18 protein-coding genes are annotated in these 16,701 nt (G+C 69.7%); 10 read left to right on the top strand and 8 right to left on the bottom strand.

Annotated elements, in window-relative coordinates:
- Positions 1-15 precede the first annotated feature (15 nt).
- The gene (locus tag HUW46_RS11465) at positions 16-1,242 is read left to right on the top strand and encodes an MFS transporter (protein ID WP_331477230.1); all 1,227 of its coding nucleotides are present in this window, start codon (positions 16-18) and stop codon (positions 1,240-1,242) included.
- On the opposite strand, the gene HUW46_RS11460 is transcribed toward HUW46_RS11465, so the two are convergent.
- On the bottom strand, positions 1,207-1,803 hold the full coding sequence (locus HUW46_RS11460) for a TetR/AcrR family transcriptional regulator (RefSeq protein ID WP_215549798.1): 597 nt from the start codon (positions 1,801-1,803) through the stop codon (positions 1,207-1,209). The two genes, HUW46_RS11465 and HUW46_RS11460, sit on opposite strands and share 36 nt — an antisense overlap.
- Before the next feature lie 82 nt (positions 1,804-1,885).
- On the opposite strand from HUW46_RS11460, the gene HUW46_RS11455 reads away from it, so the two are divergent.
- Complete coding sequence (locus tag HUW46_RS11455) at positions 1,886-2,743, top strand: oxidoreductase (protein WP_215547259.1); 858 nt, start codon at positions 1,886-1,888, stop codon at positions 2,741-2,743.
- A gap of 422 nt (positions 2,744-3,165) precedes the next feature.
- Here the strand turns inward: HUW46_RS11455 and HUW46_RS11450 are convergent, their stop codons facing one another.
- From HUW46_RS11450 to HUW46_RS11440, 3 genes are all read right to left on the bottom strand, one after another.
- Positions 3,166-4,419, bottom strand: coding sequence for an HNH endonuclease signature motif containing protein (locus HUW46_RS11450; protein ID WP_215547258.1), 1,254 nt, complete (start codon positions 4,417-4,419; stop codon positions 3,166-3,168).
- 151 nt (positions 4,420-4,570) lie between these two features.
- Positions 4,571-4,753: a DUF397 domain-containing protein gene (locus HUW46_RS11445; RefSeq protein ID WP_215547257.1), complete on the bottom strand. Its 183-nt coding sequence runs from the start codon at positions 4,751-4,753 to the stop codon at positions 4,571-4,573.
- The gene (locus tag HUW46_RS11440) at positions 4,750-5,631 is read right to left on the bottom strand and encodes a helix-turn-helix domain-containing protein (protein ID WP_215547256.1); all 882 of its coding nucleotides are present in this window, start codon (positions 5,629-5,631) and stop codon (positions 4,750-4,752) included. Before HUW46_RS11440 ends, HUW46_RS11445 begins: the two co-directional genes overlap by 4 nt.
- Before the next feature lie 134 nt (positions 5,632-5,765).
- Between HUW46_RS11440 and HUW46_RS11435 the strand changes: the two genes are divergently transcribed.
- Together HUW46_RS11435 and HUW46_RS11430 are read left to right on the top strand one after the other, a co-directional pair.
- Positions 5,766-5,951: a hypothetical protein gene (locus HUW46_RS11435; RefSeq protein WP_215547255.1), complete on the top strand. Its 186-nt coding sequence runs from the start codon at positions 5,766-5,768 to the stop codon at positions 5,949-5,951.
- A 7-nt stretch (positions 5,952-5,958) separates the two neighbouring features.
- Positions 5,959-6,186: a hypothetical protein gene (locus HUW46_RS11430; RefSeq protein WP_215547254.1), complete on the top strand. Its 228-nt coding sequence runs from the start codon at positions 5,959-5,961 to the stop codon at positions 6,184-6,186.
- Between the two features lie 4 nt (positions 6,187-6,190).
- On the opposite strand, the gene HUW46_RS11425 is transcribed toward HUW46_RS11430, so the two are convergent.
- Positions 6,191-6,631 (bottom strand): DoxX family protein, encoded by a 441-nt coding sequence (locus HUW46_RS11425; protein WP_215547253.1) that lies wholly within the window; start codon positions 6,629-6,631, stop codon positions 6,191-6,193.
- Between the two features lie 53 nt (positions 6,632-6,684).
- Entirely contained in the window at positions 6,685-7,014 is a 330-nt protein-coding gene (locus tag HUW46_RS11420; protein ID WP_215547252.1) for a hypothetical protein, read from the bottom strand.
- Between the two features lie 282 nt (positions 7,015-7,296).
- Between HUW46_RS11420 and HUW46_RS11415 the strand changes: the two genes are divergently transcribed.
- Together HUW46_RS11415 and HUW46_RS11410 are read left to right on the top strand one after the other, a co-directional pair.
- Positions 7,297-7,983: a papain-like cysteine protease family protein gene (locus tag HUW46_RS11415; protein WP_215547251.1), complete on the top strand. Its 687-nt coding sequence runs from the start codon at positions 7,297-7,299 to the stop codon at positions 7,981-7,983.
- 9 nt (positions 7,984-7,992) lie between these two features.
- Positions 7,993-8,790 (top strand): hypothetical protein, encoded by a 798-nt coding sequence (locus HUW46_RS11410; RefSeq protein ID WP_215547250.1) that lies wholly within the window; start codon positions 7,993-7,995, stop codon positions 8,788-8,790.
- A gap of 44 nt (positions 8,791-8,834) precedes the next feature.
- Here HUW46_RS11410 and HUW46_RS11405 read toward each other — a convergent pair whose 3' ends face one another.
- Positions 8,835-9,791, bottom strand: a complete 957-nt coding sequence (locus tag HUW46_RS11405; protein ID WP_215547249.1) for an XRE family transcriptional regulator — start codon at positions 9,789-9,791, stop codon at positions 8,835-8,837.
- A gap of 123 nt (positions 9,792-9,914) precedes the next feature.
- Here HUW46_RS11405 and HUW46_RS11400 point away from each other — a divergent pair, with 123 nt between their 5' ends.
- On the top strand, positions 9,915-10,502 hold the full coding sequence (locus tag HUW46_RS11400) for an HAD family acid phosphatase (RefSeq protein ID WP_254126068.1): 588 nt from the start codon (positions 9,915-9,917) through the stop codon (positions 10,500-10,502).
- Positions 10,503-10,508: 6 nt separating this feature from the next.
- Here HUW46_RS11400 and HUW46_RS11395 read toward each other — a convergent pair whose 3' ends face one another.
- Positions 10,509-11,585, bottom strand: coding sequence for an MBL fold metallo-hydrolase (locus tag HUW46_RS11395; protein WP_215547248.1), 1,077 nt, complete (start codon positions 11,583-11,585; stop codon positions 10,509-10,511).
- 172 nt (positions 11,586-11,757) lie between these two features.
- On the opposite strand from HUW46_RS11395, the gene HUW46_RS11390 reads away from it, so the two are divergent.
- The 3 genes from HUW46_RS11390 (at position 11,758) to HUW46_RS11380 (ending at position 16,673) form a co-directional block, all read left to right on the top strand.
- Positions 11,758-12,534: an ABC transporter ATP-binding protein gene (locus HUW46_RS11390; protein ID WP_215547247.1), complete on the top strand. Its 777-nt coding sequence runs from the start codon at positions 11,758-11,760 to the stop codon at positions 12,532-12,534.
- Positions 12,531-15,074 carry an ABC transporter permease gene (locus tag HUW46_RS11385; protein ID WP_331477229.1) on the top strand — a complete coding sequence of 848 codons (2,544 nt, stop codon included), beginning with the start codon at positions 12,531-12,533 and terminating at the stop codon, positions 15,072-15,074. Before HUW46_RS11390 ends, HUW46_RS11385 begins: the two co-directional genes overlap by 4 nt.
- 135 nt (positions 15,075-15,209) lie before the next feature.
- Positions 15,210-16,673 carry an alpha/beta hydrolase gene (locus tag HUW46_RS11380; RefSeq protein ID WP_215547246.1) on the top strand — a complete coding sequence of 488 codons (1,464 nt, stop codon included), beginning with the start codon at positions 15,210-15,212 and terminating at the stop codon, positions 16,671-16,673.
- Positions 16,674-16,701 lie beyond the last annotated feature (28 nt).

Raw genomic sequence — 16,701 nt, 5'->3', positions numbered from 1 at the left:
TTACCGTTCAATTTCATGAGCGGTAACGGGGGTGTCCGATCAGCAAGTCTGGCCCGGTGGCTCGTTCTGCTGTGCTGCCAACGACTTCCGGTTGCCATGGCACCGCTGGCGCTGCTCTACCTCGGCCGTGCGGCGACCGGCTCACTCGCTTCGGGCGCCTTGCTCGTCGGCATCCACGCACTCGCCGAGGCGCTGGGCGCGGCACCGCTCGGGCGCCGGTTCGACCGCTACCCGGTGCGCCGCGAATTCACCGTGGTGCTGGCGGCGGAGGCCGCTTTCTTCTTCGCGGTCGCGGTGCTCGCCCGTTCGATGCCGCTGGCCGTTCTCGCCGTGCTGGCCGCCGCCGGTGGCGGGATCGCGGCCGGGGCGCACGGCGGCCTGCGCAGTCTCGCGATCCGGCTGGCCCCGGCGCACGCCCGTCCGATACTCGGCGTGGAATCGGCCACGAGCACGGCGATCTGGACGCTGGCGCCCGCGCTCGTCGCCGGGATCACCGGCCTCGCCGGGCCGTACGCGGCGACCTTCGCGATGGCCGGTTTCGCCGCGCTCGGCGCGGTGCTGGCGAGGTGGCAGGCGGAGCCTCCGCCGCATCCGCCCGAGGACACGGCCCCGGTGCGATCGTCCCGGCTCGTGGTTTCTTCGTGCGCGCAGGCCGCGGCCGTGATGCTGGCCGTCGGTGGCCTGACCGCGGCGCTGGTCGACCTGTTGCCGTCGCTCGGGACCGCGGGCGAAACGGCGGGCCTGTGGCTGACCGCGCTCGCCGGGGCGGGGATCCTCGGCGGGCTCGGCTACGGCGCACGGCGCTGGCCGGGACGGCCGGCCACCCAGGCGACCGTCCTGATCGCGCTGCTCTGCGCGGTGGTGACGGCGCTCGGTTTCGTGCACAGCTCCGCACTCGCGCTCGCCATGGTGCTGGTGGTCGGCGCGGCGGAAGCACCGGCCAACGCCGCCCGATCGCTGGCGCTCCAGCAGCAGGTGCCGCAGCGCTCGTGGAGTACCGCGTTCTCCGCGCTCTACGCCAGCTCGGGAATCGGCTACGGCGCCGCGGGGCTGCTCGCCGCCGCCATGCTGAGTGCGTCCGGGCCGCGCGCGGCGATCATCTGCTGCGCGGTGGCCGCGTTCGCGATCGCGGTGGTGGTCGCCGTGTTCGACCGCGGGCGGTCTTCGCGCGAACGGGGCCCGCGGTTCTCCGGCGCGGTTCCGCGGCTAGATCCCCAGGGCGGTCAACCACACGTGGGATAGCGTCGCCGCCGCCTCGTCCAGCGAACCGCCGGTCACCGTGGCCTGGTAGAAGACGCGCTCGGTCATCCACACCAGTGCTTCGGTGACCGCGGCGGCCTCGCGCGGCCCGGATCCGGCGGGGAACCCGGCCCGTTCGGCGATGCCGCGGGTGGTGTCGGCGAGCGCGATCACCGCGGAGCGCCACGCCTCGTCGATCGCCGGAACCGTCGGCGACAGTTCCACCGCGGCGCGCATCACCGTGCCGTGCTCGCGCCACATCCTGGCGGTCTGCTCGACACCCTGACGCAGAGCGTCGCCTGGCTCGCTCTGCCCGCCGTCGTCGGCCGCGTCGATCTCGGCCCGCAGTTGGGAAACGGTCTGCGCGACCAGCGCGGCGAGGACCTCGTTCTTGGAACCGAAGTAGAAGTAGAGCGCGCCGCGCGTGATCCCGGCCGCCTTCGCGATCGTCGCCGCGGTCATGCCGTCCCAGCCGTCGGTGCCCAGCTGGTGTTCGGCCGCGTCGAGGATGGCGCGCTCGCGCAGATCTCCCTTGGTCGGAGTGGCCCTGCGTCGCCCCTGCATCTCGCCCACCACGGGATTCTACCATCTGTCGACTCGATTTGACACTGTGTCGATTTTTCTCGGCACTGTGTAGGCTCGGCTCATGACCAACACCAGGACCTTCCTGATCACCGGCGCCAGCTCCGGCCTCGGCCGTGCCTTCGCCGAAGGGGCGCTCGCGGCGGGCCACACCGTGATCGGCACCGTCCGCAAGCAGGCGGATGCCAAGGCTTTCGAGGCGATGCGGCCCGGCAGATCGCTGGCCCGCATCCTCGATGTGACCGAGGACGACGCGGTTTTCCGCACGGTCGACGAGATCGAAGCCACCGTCGGCCCGATCGACGTCGCGATCGCGAACGCGGGCTACGGGCACGAGGGCGTTTTCGAAGAGTCGACGATGGCGGAGCTGCGAGCCCAGTTCGACGTGAACGTGTTCGGCCTCGTGGCCACCGTGAAAGCGGTGCTGCCGCACATGCGCCGCCGCCGTCGCGGCCACATCCTCGGCATCACGTCGATGGCGGGATTGATCACCGTGCCCGGTACGTCCTTCTACCAGGGGAGCAAGTACGCGGTCGAAGGCATCCTCGAAACCGTCGGCAAGGAGGCGGCGCCGTTCGGCGTGCACGTCACCGCGGTCGCACCCGGGTCGTTCCGGACCGACTGGGCTGGCCGCTCGATGATCCGCACCGAACGGTCCATTATGGACTATGACGAGGTGATGAACCCCGTCCGCGACCACCGCAAGGCGGCCAGCGGCAACCAGCTCGGCAATCCGCGGCGGGCGGCCGAAGCGATCTTGAAGATCATCGACGCCCCGAATCCACCCGCCCACCTGCTGCTGGGCTCGGACGCACTGCGCCTGGTCACCACCGGCCGCGCGGCCGTGGACAAGGACATCCAGGACTGGGCCGACCTCAGCCGGTCCACCGATTTCGCGGACGGCGCGCAGCTCCCCGGCTGACCGGGCGGCGGAGCGGTACGGCGGCACCGGTGCTGAACGTCAACAACCGCGTGCAGATCGCGATCCTGGTGCACGGGGTGCAGCCGAGCTGACACCGGCGTGATCGTTCGCTGGTGGCGCTCGTTTGCTGGCGCTCGTTTGCCGCTGGCGCTCGCGTGCTTCCCGGGCACGGTGAGGGTTTCAGGCACGCCTTCGGCGCGCCGAGTGAAACTGCCGCTCCTCGGTGCGGGTCGCGTCGTTGGTCACCAGCGGCAGTTCCCCTCGGAACGGACATGGTGGTCACCTTGGCGGCCGTACCCGGCTGGCGTCGGTCGGCGCGTTCGTTCTGGCCTTCGCCTGGGAATGGCTGAAGGCCTGGCTTTGGTCGGTCAGTCCGTTGTGGACACAGTGGCTGCCGGGCCGCCAGGTGGCGGCGGGTTTTCTCAGGCGGCGCGGGGTTGGGCGGTGTGGCGGTTCGATCGGGATCTTCGCCAGGGGTCGATGAACTCGGGTGGGGTGAATTCGGGGAGTTCGTTGACCATGCGGAGTGTCCAGTCGCTACGATGTAACAGCCGATGGTGGTGAGCACACAACAGCACGAGATTGCCCACCTCGGTGAGTCCGCCGTGTGCCCACGCGACGACGTGGTGCGCTTCGCAGTGACGGGGCGATCGGGAACAGTTTGGGAACGCGCATCCTTTGTCGCGCACGGCGAGTATGTATCGGATCGCGTCGGTGACCAGACGTTTCGCTCGCCCGACTTCGAGGGGTTGGCCTTTGCCGTCGAGCATCATCGGGATGATTTTGCAGTCGCAGGCCAGGATGCGGGCTTCGCTGGCGGTGATGTCGGTGACCATGTCCAGACACGCTTTGCCCAGTTCGGCTTTGAGGTCGGCCAGGGGGATGGTCACGATCAGATCCGCGCGGCCACCGCTGCGGTTCGGCGACTCGGGATGGCTTGCGGCGAGGGCGACCATTTCCATGAACGCGTCGCCGTACCGCTCCGCCCGGCCCCGCCGCAGCGGGTCGTCGGAGGGATCGTTCGGTTGGGACTGGGCGAGCGGATCCAACAGGGCGAGGGTTTTCGCGGCCGAGATGGGATCGAGGTAGCCGTCGAACTTGGCTGAACCGTCCTTGCGCTGGTGGAAGTGCAAGGCACGGGTGGGGTCGGGGGTGTCGCGGGGTTCGGGCCCGTCGGGGTCGAGGTGGCCGAGGATTTCCTTGCCCAGTTTGGAGATTTGCGAGGTGCCCGCCTTCCGCGCCAACTCCACAAGAGACCGCTCCGCGAACTCCCGATCCTCTACCGGGGTCGTGGCGGGAATTTTCTCCAGCACCCGCACGATCTTGTCCACGTGCTCGGGCGAGATCTCACCTTCCCGCGCCGCGTCTCCGGCCAGCGGTGCGGCAGCGGGGATTTCGGTGCCGTCGATGCTGTGGCTGGGGTTGGTCACCAGTGCCCGCTTCACCAGCTTCTTCACCTCAGGCCCGCTACAGCGCGCGATATCCGCCACCAGGCCGGTCACGCTGGTATATCCCAGATTGCGGGCGCCGCCGTTGTCCAAGTGCGCGATGATGCGGTGGAGGCGGGCTTCCTGCCGCCACCACCGCACCATCTCCTCGCGCAGCAGGACGGCAAGCTCTCGCGCGGAGAGCTGCCACAACTCCTGTTGCGGCGCAAGGGAAAGAGTCTCGGACATGCCTCCAGCTTACCGTCGATCGCACGCATGTTCGATGGTCTGTTCGGGTGAATCGACTACTCTGTCCATAATGGATTCTTGGCGGCGAAGACTGCTGTGGCAACAAAAAGCGCCCCCGGCATCGATGGTGCCGGGGGCGCTCCGGTGGTGGTCAGTGCTGAGCGGTCTTGGTGAGGAAGGCGGCCCAGGCGGTGGGGGAGAGGGTGAGGTGCCCGTTGTCGCGGTCCTTGGTGTCGCGCACTCCGACGGTCGGCGCGAGCCGCACCTCGACACACTCGTTTTGCCCCCCGCCGCTGTAGGTGGACTTCCGCCATTCGCGCGGGTTGGTGGTCATGTCGTCTCCCATCGGTTGATCTGCTCTGCAATCAGAGCCCGTGATTCCTCAGCGGAGTGCGCGATCCCATCGAGGATATCGGCCAACTTCCTGTAAGCGTCGACTTCGTGGCTCTCGTCGAGGAACACGCCGCTCGCGTGGTGTTCGAGATACACAATGGACGGTCGCTTCGGGAAGTCGTACCTCACGAACGGGCCAAGGAGCCCGTTGTGCCAGTTGCCATCGACCGGCACGAGCCGGATGGTCACGTGGGCGAATTCGCTTGCGCGCTCGAGGTGTCGCAGTTGGCCGATCATGACCTCGCGGTTTCCGATCTGACCATGCATCGCGGGGACGCCGATGAGCGCTTGCAGGGTGATCGGCTTGTCGCGGATTATCAAGTTCTGGCGGCCCATGCGCAGTGTTACGAGGTGGTCCACTTCGGCCTCGCTGTTTTCCCCGCCCGATTCGCTCTCGATAATGGCCCGCGCGTAGTCGTGGGTTTGCAACATGCCCGGTACGAACAGCGGCATCCACACCGTCACGGCCTCGGCGGTGCGTTCGAGTTCCATCACACCGGCGAGTTCCTTGGAAACCCCGGGCGGACCGGTGGCGACCCAGTTCGGTCCCGGGTTCCGGGCCATCTCGAGGATGGCTTCTTTCTCATCGCCGGTGATGCCGAGTGCGGTCACGATGGAGACAACCGACTCGTACGACGGGATGCCCTTGCCGGACAGCCATCGGTGCAGCGTCGAGTGCGAGGTGTCCACTCGCTCGGCGAGTTTGCGCATGCTGAGGCCGGATTCCCGCTTGGCGCGTTCCGCTGCCGACCGGAGCACGGCGGACAGCGTGCGATCACGCGAGGTCTCCGCGGGGCCGGTCGGACTGGTTCGTGCCATGAACCAGAGCCTATCGCGCCGATCGTTCGGCCATCCGGGACGGCGCGCTCGGCCGGACCTGCCGCTTGCCCTACTGTCTCGCATGGTTCACTATGGCATGGGACACAATGGGACAGTTAAACCAGGGAGTGGGGATGGGAACGATACTGATGCCGGTGGTCTTGATCGTGTCCGGCCTGCGCTTCGGTCGCCGCCTCGTTCGCGTGCTGACCAGGCGCGCGCCTGTCGAGCAGGTGCGAACACGGGTCGTTCTCGACGAAGCGCACGGTTACGGCCACATCGACGCCTGCAAGCGCGAGGATCTGGTGCGGTGGTTGTGACGCCGTCGTGAGCTGGTACCGCGATCTGCACGGCACCATCGACGACCCCGACGGCACCGGGCCGGTCGACGACGACGGGTACCGGCCCACGATCGGCGGCCTTCGCCATCGGACCCGGTACGCCGTGCCGCCGCCGGACGGCACCGTGGTGCGGACCGCCTGTGAGCTGACCTGGAAGAAGAACAGCGCGCCGAAGAGTCCTCCGGTCGCGGACTGCGAAGCGTGCGAAACCTGAACGCCTACCGGCGCGAAGCCAGCCTGGCGTCCACGCTGACCCGTTCGGCTCCGGTGCACGTCCACCACCCCAGCAGCCCGATCAACAGCCACTCCGGCTGGTAGAAGAGGTTGCTCAGGAACGAAATGGGCGCCGGGTGTTTTTCCAGCAGTGGCGGGGCGATCGTGGTGACCAGCGCGCCCACCATCACCAGCGCCAGCACGAGCGCCGACACGCGAGTGCCGACGCCGATCGCGAGCGCGACGCCGCCGAGCAGTTCGAGGACCGCGACCACGGGGGCGAGCACGTCGGCGAACGGGATGCCGGAGTCGCGGAAGGTCGCGGCGAACGCGCCGGTGTCGGCGAGCTTGCCCACCGCGCCGCTGGTGAACATGAAGCCGACGGTCACGCGCAGGACCAGCATCGGAACCCAGTTGTACTCGCGGACAGAACGAAAAGAACGCATGAAAGATCTCCGGAAATCGGGCGGAAAAGACGACGGCAGGGGCGTCGGTCGGCCTAGATCCGGAGAACGGAGTGGAAGACGGGTTTCACCGCGTGCGCGGGCGGGCGGATCGGCGGCAGCCGGGGAACCTCGTGCGTGGCAGGCGGCGACAGAATGCCGGAAACCGGTGCCGGAAAGGCAGGTGCCGCGGTCTGCGCCGGTTCCCGGTCGGCGGCCTGCGCCGCGACCGGACAGTCCGAAATGGACGCCGCGACCGCGATCCCGTCCGGTGGCGTGGCCGCGGAACCGTGCGCGCAGGCCGGTAAGCCCACCGCGATGGCGAGCGCGCACAGCACCGCGGCGATCGTGGCCACGGCGCGGGTCACCGGCGAAGGGGCGCGCACGAGATCACGGTATCCACCGCGCCCGGTCACCGGCGACCGCGAGTGCGCGCGTTCACACCTTGTGAATGTGCCGTGAATGTTTCCCGTGCGGGCGAGGCCGCATCGGTGAACTCGGTGCGTACCGGGGAAAACCGCGGTGAACGCTCACAGCTCGGCGACCGGCCCTACCGTCGGCCGTTGTCACGGGACACGGCGCCGCGCACCGTACCTGGAGAGCTGGGCAACTCCGCCCGGCGACCGGCACACGCCCCGTGCCGACCCTCCCGGCAAAGGAGAGCTCTCGTGGACCGCACATCCACCAGGCGGAGTGTTCGCATTTCGCTACTGGCCAGCGCCGCGGCCGTCGCGTGCCTCGCGCTGTCGCCGTCCGCCACCGCGGCGACCGGTGACGAGCACGGCATGCCGAACGGTCTCATCAAAACCCAGACGCACACCCAAATCCGCGAAGTCACCCCGATCCGTGCCGCGGCCGCGACCGAGTCCGCGCGCATCTCGAGCCAGCTGAACTACAGCCAGCAGGTCCAGCAGCAGGACCAGTGGTGCTGGGCCGCCGACGGGTCCAGCATCGAGCAGTCGCTGGGCGGCAGCGCGAGCCAGGCGCAGTTCTGCGCCGCGGGCAAGGGCGGCTCCGGCGGCTACTGCGTGAACCAGGGCGCGCAGATCTACGAGATCGTGCGCGGCTTCCAGGGCACCGGTTTCCGCGCGCAGGACGCGAACGGCCCGATCAGCTTCGACTCGATCAAGAGCCAGATCGACGGCGGCATGCCCAGCCTCACCGGGATCTACTGGACCCAGGGCGGCGGGCACGCCGAGGTGATCTACGGCTACGACGCGGGGAACCAGTCGATCATGATCGGCGATCCGTGGCCGAGCTACGAGCGCTACCAGACCTGGGACTACAGCGAGTACAGCGGCTACAACGGCCAGTTCCAGTGGAACGACACCATCGTGAACATCGCGAAGGCGTAGCGAGGACTCATGGGCCGGATCTGCCGGAAGCTGGTTTCGTTGTTCGTGCCGTTGCTGTTCGTGAGTGCGCTCGCCGCCCCGCGGGCGTTCGGTGACGAGGGAGTGCCGCCGGTCCCGCCGTCACCGTCGGACCTCGACGCGGCGGTGCACGCCGCGGCGACACCGCACGCGATCAGTTTCGCGAAGACCAACTTCCGGCAGGTCAACCACATCGACCCCGGCCAGGTTTCGGTCGCGGGCCACGGCACGCCGGTCTACGCGCTGAACCCCGACTTCGTGCTCGGCAAGACCGGCGTGCCCGCCGGGGCGCTGCAGTACATCGCGGTGACCGTGACGGCGCCGGGCGGGGAGACCGCGACGCTGCGGTCCACCTCGAAGGCCCCCGGTGCCTGGAAGGTCGCCAGCGCGATCTCCGGCAACGACGAAGAGGTGCTGAGCAAACGCTTGCGCCCCGGGTCGGTGCTGCTCAACGAACCCCAGATCAACGGGTGGTACGAGCTGACGCCGACCGGGGTGGTGCTGCTGCGGGCGAGCCTGCCGCAGTCACCGGTCGGCGGGTTCGTCTCACTCGCCGACTACCAGCGGCAGGTGCACGAGCGCTATGCCGACAAGATGCCCGGCTCGGACTACCAGAAGAACGGCGGCATCGGGTTCAAGCAGAACGTGGCCACCCCGGCCGAACCCTCGGCGGACAGCGGGGCTTCACCGCTGCTCGCGGCCGGGATCGCCGGTGCCGCGGTGCTGGTCGCGCTCGGCGGCGCGCTGGCACTGCGGCTCCGTGCGAAGAAACGGGACGAAAACCATTAGGAAGTGTTGTGGAAGTGGCGGCTCCGCCGCTTTGGAAACACGAACTAGTCCCACAGGAAGTCGACGCCGGCGAGGCTGGGGCCGAGGGTGTCGAAGTAGGCGCTGACCACGCCGTCGCGGCCGCACAGGAGGGGTTCGCTCAGCAGCGGGTCGACGCCTTCGCGCGCGCGGATGAACCTGGTGCAGCGCACCGGGAGTGCCGCGGGGTCGAAGTGCAGGCGGATCAGGTACACCGACATCGGAGTCCGCACGGCGCGGAAGAACGTCGCCGACGGCACCGGGTTCGCGGTCCGCAGCCGGAAGCTGAACACGTGGACGTCGCCTTCGCCGAGCCTGCGGTCGAACAGCAGCTCGAACACCATGCCCGCCGACGACGGCCGCTTCCGCACCCGGCCGACGCGGCAGCCCTCCACCGCGTGCAGCTCGGTGCCGTGGATGTCGACCTCGGGCTCGCCCTGGTGGGTCACCACGAAGCTGTCCGGGCCGTAGCCGCGCGCGCGAACGACCATCGTGGACCCGACCTCGTAGGCGTTGCCCTTGCCCGACATCCGCACCGTGTCGAGCACGGTCACCACGTCGAGCCCGGCGTTGCACGGGTGGCCGGAAAGATCGGCGAACTCGTCGAGCAGCGCGCTCGTTTCGGCCCAGCTCTGGCTCAGTTCGGGGATGGACGGCAGCCGTTCGTCGGCGTCCGCGGCGCGGTGCTGCGGCCCGATCAGCACGACGAGGCTGTCGCCGGGAAGCCGCAGGACGTTTTCGAGTGCGCGGACCGCGGCGAGCGACCGGGGCACCGACGGGTGGCGGAGCCCGCGCTGCCAGTAGCTCAACGTCGATTCCGCGATCGGGACGCCTTGGGCGTTCAGGCGCGCCCGCAACCGCGAGAGCGGGAGGCCGCGCTGGGTGATGGCCTCGGCGAGCGCGCGATGAAACGGCCCGTAGCGCAACGCGTGGACCAATGCCGGGGGAAGGGGTCTCGCGGGTTCCGTCTCGACGGGTTGCATGGCACACCTCGTAACGCAAGCAGAGGTCAAAAGCATGCGTAGCGCGTGCGTGCACCGCAACCTTCTAACGTCGGGTGCGGTGGGTTCTTCCCGTTCTGGCCTAGTCGCCTTACCCTGCTGTACGTGAAGACTATTCGGATAATGGTCCCCGTCCTGGCCATGGCGGGCGCGCTCGTCGTGGGCACCGCTCCCGCGTCGGCGCAGCCGGTTCCCGTCCGCGCCGAACCCTCGTACCAGACCTGGATCTCCGACGTCGAAAAGGTCACCGGCCCCGCCAACGCCTACCTCGACGAACGGCTCGCGAAACCGGGCGGCAAGCCCGCGCTGGTGTTCGACATCGACAACACCACGCTGGAAACCCACTACCACTTCGACCTGCTGACCATCCCCGCGATTCCGCCGATGCTGGCGCTCGCGAAGCGCGCGAAGGAGCACGGCGCCTCGGTCTTCTTCGTCACCGGCAGGCCGGACATCCTGCGCGATCTCACCGCGGGAAACCTGGCGCGGGTCGGCTACCCGGTCGACGGGCTCTACCTCCGGCCGACGCTGAGCACCGAACCGCTCAACGTGCCCAAGACCCGCTCGCGCACCGAGATCGAGAAGAACGGCTACACCATCGTCGCCAATCTCGGCAACAGCGAAACCGACCTCATCGGCGGGCACGCGGAACGGACCTTCAAACTGCCCGACTACGACGGCCTGCTCGACTGAGGAGCTTCACAAGGTGAACCGCTGCCCGTCGCGCGCGATCGCGGCGGGCCCGCGGTAGGCCTTGCCGATCGCGTCGAACCACACCCTGTCGTCGAGGCCGGGCGGGTCGTAGTGGCTGACCACCACCTTCCCCGCCGCCGCGGCGGCGGCGACCTCACCGACCTGCTCGGCCGAGGTGTGCGAGCGCTGGTGGTACACCGAGTTCAGCGTGAAGATGCACTCGTGCACCAGCAGGTCGGTGCCGCGCGCGAGCCGGACCACGTTGTCCGACTTGACCGTGTCGCCGGAGAACGTGACGGATTTGCCGGTGGCGGTGTCGAACCGGAACGCGAAGCTCGGGAAGACGTCGTAGTGCGGCACGAGAATCGCGGACACGCGGACGTTTTCGTCGTGGTACACCCCGAACGGCTCCATCGGCGGCGCGGTGTTCCGGTGGTCCGCGCCGACGTGGGGGAGCCGGATGTCGTGCGGCTCGGCCAGTTCGCGGATGTCGATGATCCCGGCGTCGCGGTTGAAGACGTTGGAGCTGTAGGCGAACGCCTTGTGCAGATTCTCGGTCAGGTCGACCGTGCCCGGGGTTTCCTGGTGCCCGCCGACGTGCGACGGCGGCACGCCGACCCGGCTCGGCGGGAGCCCGCCCGCGCGGCCGGGCCCGTGCACCGGCACGCGGTGCGTCGGCTTCGGCGGGAACGGGCCGTCGCCCGGTGCGCCTGGCACGTTCGTGAGCCAGCCGGCGCACAGGAAGTAGTCGTAGAAGTCCGCGATGTGGTCGGCGTGCAGGTGGGTCAGGAAGATCGCGCCGAGATCGGCGAAGGTCAGCCCGGATTCGACGTACTGCGCCACCGTGCCCCGGCCGCAGTCGACGACGTAGGCGCGCCCGCCGGTGACCAGTGCCGAGCCGATGCCGACGCGGCCGCGTTCGACCGGCGGCCCGGCCGTGGTGCCGAGCGTGATCAGCGTGTCGGCCGACAGATCGAGCTTCTCCGTTGCCACCGCTTCCGCGCTCCCGCCCGCGACCGCGGAAACCGCGGCGAGACCGGACAATCCGAGCGCGGCGCGCCGGGATGTTCCTGACTGGGACATGGATCTTCCTTTCCTCGTCGCGAGGGTACGGCCCGCGGGCGGTGCCGGACACCCTGCGAAAGGAGAGAACCCCACCGCCGTGGTGGTGCGGGCTACACCACGGACAGACGGGCTCGTGCGGTCGAGCGCAGCCGCTTTCCGACCCTACGTTTGCGTGGTGGAAAGGGAGACGATGAGAACACGGGGACGCACGGCGGCACGGGCCGAGGACAGTCCACAGAGGACTTACGCGCTCGCGCTGGAGTCGGTGCGCAAGGTGTACGGCTCCGGCGACGGCGCGGTCACCGCGCTCGACGGGGTCACGGCGGGGCTGCGCCGCGGCAGTTTCACCGCGGTGATGGGGCCGTCGGGGTCGGGCAAGAGCACGTTCCTGCACTGCGCGGCCGGGCTCGACCGGCCGGCCTCGGGGCGGGTGCTGCTGGGCGGCACCGAGTTGTCCGGGCTGAGCGAAACCCAGCTCACCGAGCTGCGCAGGCAGCGCATCGGGTTCGTTTTCCAGGCGTACAACCTGCTGCCTTCGCTGACCGTCGAGCAGAACATCACGCTGCCGCTGCGGCTCGCGGGGGAACGGGCCGATCGGGCCTGGCTGCGCGAGGTCGCCGAGCGGGTCGGCATCGCGGCGAAGCTGGGGAGCCGTCCCGCCGAGCTGTCCGGCGGCCAGCAGCAGCGGGTGGCGATCGCCCGTGCCCTGGTAACCAGGCCGGAGGTGCTGCTGGCCGACGAACCCACCGGCGCGCTGGACACCCGCACCGGTCGCCAGGTCCTGGAGCTCCTGCGCGGACTCGTGGACTCGACGGGGCAGACGGTGCTGATGGTGACGCACGACCCGGTGGCCGCGTCGTACGCGCACAGCGTGCTGTTCCTCGCCGACGGGCGGTTCGCCGGTGAGCTGAGCGCCCCGACGCCGGACGCGGTCGCCGAGCGCATGACCCACCTCGGGGAGTGGTGAGCGTGCGCGACCTCGCCTGGCAGACGATCCGGGCGCGCAAGGCGGGATTCGTTGGCGCGTTCCTCGCGGTGCTGTGCGGTACCGCGGTGGTCGCCGCGTGCGGGATCTTGATGGAGTCGGGGATCAGCTCGGGGGTGCCGACGCAGCGCTACGCGGGCGCGTCCGTCGTCGTCGGCGGGCACCAGACGGTGAAACCGCCGGACGTCGCGGCGATCGAATCCCAGCAGGTGACCGAACAGCCGCCGCTCGCGGCTTCGGCGGCGAACCGGATCTCGGGCCTGCCGGGGGTGCGCGCGGCGATCGGCGAGGTGAGCTTCCCGGCGGACGTGATCACCGAGAGCGGCCCGGTGACCGGGAAACCGTCGTTCGGGCACAACTGGGCGGCCTCGGCCTTGGCGCCGTTCACGCTCCGGGCCGGTGCTCCGCCGTCGGCACCGGACGAGGTCGTGCTCGACGCCGAACTCGCCAGCCGGGCCGGGGTTTCCATCGGTGGGCGGGTGAAGATCGCGACCACCGGCGGCCCGGTTTCCTACCGCGTGAGCGGAATCGGTGCCGGGTTCTCCCGTCAGTCCACAGTGTACTTCTCCGACGCGCGGGCTGGTGCCCTGTTCGGACGGCCCGGTCAGGTGAGCGCGATCGGGGTGCTCGCCGAGAACGGGACCGACCCGGGCGACCTCGCCGACCGGATCGAGGAAACCCTTGGGGCTAAACAGGTTTCGGTGACCTCGGGGGGCGAACGGAGCACGGTCGAATTCCGCGACGTCGGCCAGACGAGGACGATACTGATCGGGATCTCCGGCTCCTTCGGTGGAACCGTGCTGATGGTGACGGTGTTCGTCGTGACCGGCACGCTGGCGCTGGCGATCGGGCAGCGGCGCCGGGAATTCGCGCTGCTGCGGGCGATCGCGGCCACTCCGAAGCAGATCCGCAAGCTCATCGGGGTGGAAACCACGCTGGTGGCCGCGATCGCGGCGGCACTCGGCAGCGCCGCGGGCATCGCCGTCGCGCAGGGACTGCGGTCCGCGTTCGCCGCGATCGGTGTGGTGCCAACGGATTTCGCGTTGACGATCGGGCCGTTGCCGCTCGTCGCCGCGTTCCTGCTCGGGCTCGGTGCGGCACGCGTCGGCGCGTGGGCGGCGGGAAGGCGGCCGTCGAAGATCTCACCCGTCGAAGCGCTCGGCGAAGCCGCGGTGGAACGGCGCGAACTCGGCAAGGCGCGCGTTTTCACCGGTGGCGTGTTCGTCGCGCTCGGCGTGGGCGCGTCGACCGTGCCGCTGTTCGTGCGCAGCGAGGACGCGGGTGCGTTGAGCGGTGTTTCCGCGCTGCTGCTCGTCGTCGGGCTCGCGCTGCTCGGCCCGAAGGTGGTCGCGCTGGCCGTGCGGCTGATCGCGGGGCCGCTGAGCCGGGTGTCCAGGGTCGGCGGCTACCTCGCCGCCGCGAACACCCGTGCCAACACCCGGCGCATGGCCGCCGCGGTCACCCCGCTGATGCTCGCGGTGGGCTTCGCGATCACGAACTTCTTCAGCCAGGCCACCACGACCGCCGCGCTGCAGGAGGAGACCCGGCTGGCGACGACGGCCGACCAGGTGCTCACCAGCACCACCGGCAGGCTCTCGCCCGAGGTGGCCGAAGCGGCGCGGCGGGTCCCCGGCGTCGCCGCGGCGACGTCAGTGGTTCGGACCACCATCTTCATCACGAGGGCCGAAGGGGACGGGAAGGCCGTCGAGAAGAAACCGGCGCAGGGACTCGACGGCGCGCAGGCCCGCGGTCCGCTCGATTTCGGTGCGGTACAAGGGAACTTCGCCGATCTGAGCAGGGACACCGTGGCACTGAGCGCGTCGGAAGCGAGCTGGCTGGACAAGAAGATCGGTGACCCGGTCGAGTTCTTCTTCGCCGACGGCGCGCCCGCGAACCTGCGGCTGGTCGCCACCTACGAGCGGGACTTCGCGTTCGGCGACTTCGTGCTGCCCGCCGCGCTCGCCCGCGAGCACACCACCGACCGCATGGACAGCTCGGTGCTCGTGCGGCTGGCACCGGGCGGCGAAGGCGCCGCCGCCGGGCTGCGTGGACTCGCCGGGCAGTACCCGGGGCTCACGGTCGGCGGCAAGGAGGCCGTGCAGTCGGCCGACCGCGGCGACGCGTCCGTCCAGTTCTGGGTCAACCTGGTGGCGATCGGGGTGATCCTCGCCTACATCGCGATCTCGGTCGGCAACACGCTGGTGATGACGACCGCGCAGCGGCGGCGCGAATTCGCCCTGCTCCGGCTCGTCGGCACCACGCGCGGCCAGGTGCGGCGCATGATGCGGGCCGAGGCGTTCGTGGTGACCGGGATCGCGATCGTGGTCGGCTCGCTCATCCCGGTGCTCCCGCTGGCGGTGCTGAGCATCGGCTTCACCGGCAGCCCGGTGCCCGCCGGGCCGATCGGGGTGTACCTCGGCATCATCGGCGCGGCGGCGTTGCTCGGCCTGCTTTCGCTCGCGGTGTCCACCCGGCTCGGCCTCCGGGCCCGTCCCATCGACGCCATCGGCCTCCGCGAATAGGTCCCGTATGCCTTTCGGGGTAGCCCGCTCGACGGAGGCCGGACGGGAATTTACCGACCGCGGAGGGTCGTGCCCAGCGGGTCGCGTGCGGTTTTCTCTTCCTGAAAGGTTTTCGACGGATCGGAGGAGCACGGGATGGGCACGACCCGGGGATGGGTACGGCGAGGTTTCACTGTGGCGGTGATCGCCGCGCTCGTCGCCGGGTGCACCAGTGCGGGCGCGGGGCAGCCGAACCCCGCGCCCGCCGGTCCCGAACAGGTGGGCCCGCTGGCCCGCTTCTACCGGCAGGTCCTGAAATGGGAGCTGTGCGAGCAGTTCCTGTGCGCGCGGCTCACCGTGCCGATCGACTACGCGCACCCCGACGGCGGCACGTTCTCGCTGCCGTTGAAGAAGGCCCCGGCGACCAAGCCCGACCAGCGGATCGGCACGGTCGTCGCCGGTGCGGGCGGGCCGGGCCAATCGGGTGTCGCGATGGTGGAGGACATCGGCGAGAACTGGCCCGCGCCGGTCCGCGAGCGGTTCGACGTCGTGAGCTTCGACCCGCGCGGGGTCGGCGGCAGCGAGCCCAAGCTCCGCTGTGACACCCAGGGCGAGCCGACCGGCCCCGTCCCGGCGAACCTGCCGCTGATCGGGCCCGCGGTGCCGCGGCAACGCCAGTTCGCCGAAGCGTGCCTGGCGCAAACGGGGGAGAACGTGGTGCGGCACCTCGGTTCCGCGGACGTGGTCAGCGATCTCGACGTGCTGCGCGCGGTCACCGGGCAGGAAAAGCTGACCTACGTCGGCTTCTCCTACGGGACCAGGGTCGGCCAGCTCTACGCCGACCGGTTTCCGAACAAGATCCGCGCGATGGTCCTCGACGGCGTCGACAACCTGTACCTCGATTGGCGCGAAGATCCGGTCCAACAGGCCGAGGGCGCCGATCTCGCGCTGCACGCCTACGCGAAGGAATGCGCCGCCCGCACCGGAAAACCGTGTCCAGGAAAGAACGAAGGCGAAATCCTCGCCACCGTGGACCGGGTGCTCGCGGGGCCGGACGGCGATTCGCTGCGCTCGGTCATCGGCACCAAGGTGCCCTTTCCCGCGGAGTGGCCCGCGCTTTCGGAGGAGTTGATCGCCGCCGAAAGCGGCACCGCCGCCGATGACTCCGGGGAGGATTCCGATGACGAGGAAGACCCGGAGAAGTCCGACGACACCGTGCTCGCCGTGGTCAACTGCCTCGACCGGCCGCATCCCACCGATCTCGCCGCCTACGAGGAGACAGCGAGGCGGCTCAGGGCGGTGTCCCCGGTCAACGACGGTTCGGAGCTGGCGAGCTGCGCCTTCCTGCCCACCTCGACGGTGCGGCCGAAGACCGTGCGCGCCGAGGGCGCGCCGCCCGTGCTGCTCGTCGGGACCACAGTGGACGCCGCGACCCCGTACCGCTGGGCGGAAGCGCTCAGCGAGAGTATGCCTTCGGCGGTCCTGCTGACCAACGACGACGTCGGGCACGCCGTCTACGGCGGCACTTCGCCGTGCGTCGACGCGGACGTCGACCGCTACCTGATCGACCTCATCCCGCCCCCGGCACCGGCAAGGTGCACGACCGGTTCGGGCGGCTGAGCCCGATCCGTGTGATGCTTTCCGCGGC

Source organism: Amycolatopsis sp. CA-230715 (assembly GCF_018736145.1).
Lineage (GTDB): Bacteria > Actinomycetota > Actinomycetes > Mycobacteriales > Pseudonocardiaceae > Amycolatopsis.
Note: the sequence above shows the minus strand (reverse complement) of the source record. Positions and strands in the feature narration are given on the sequence as shown.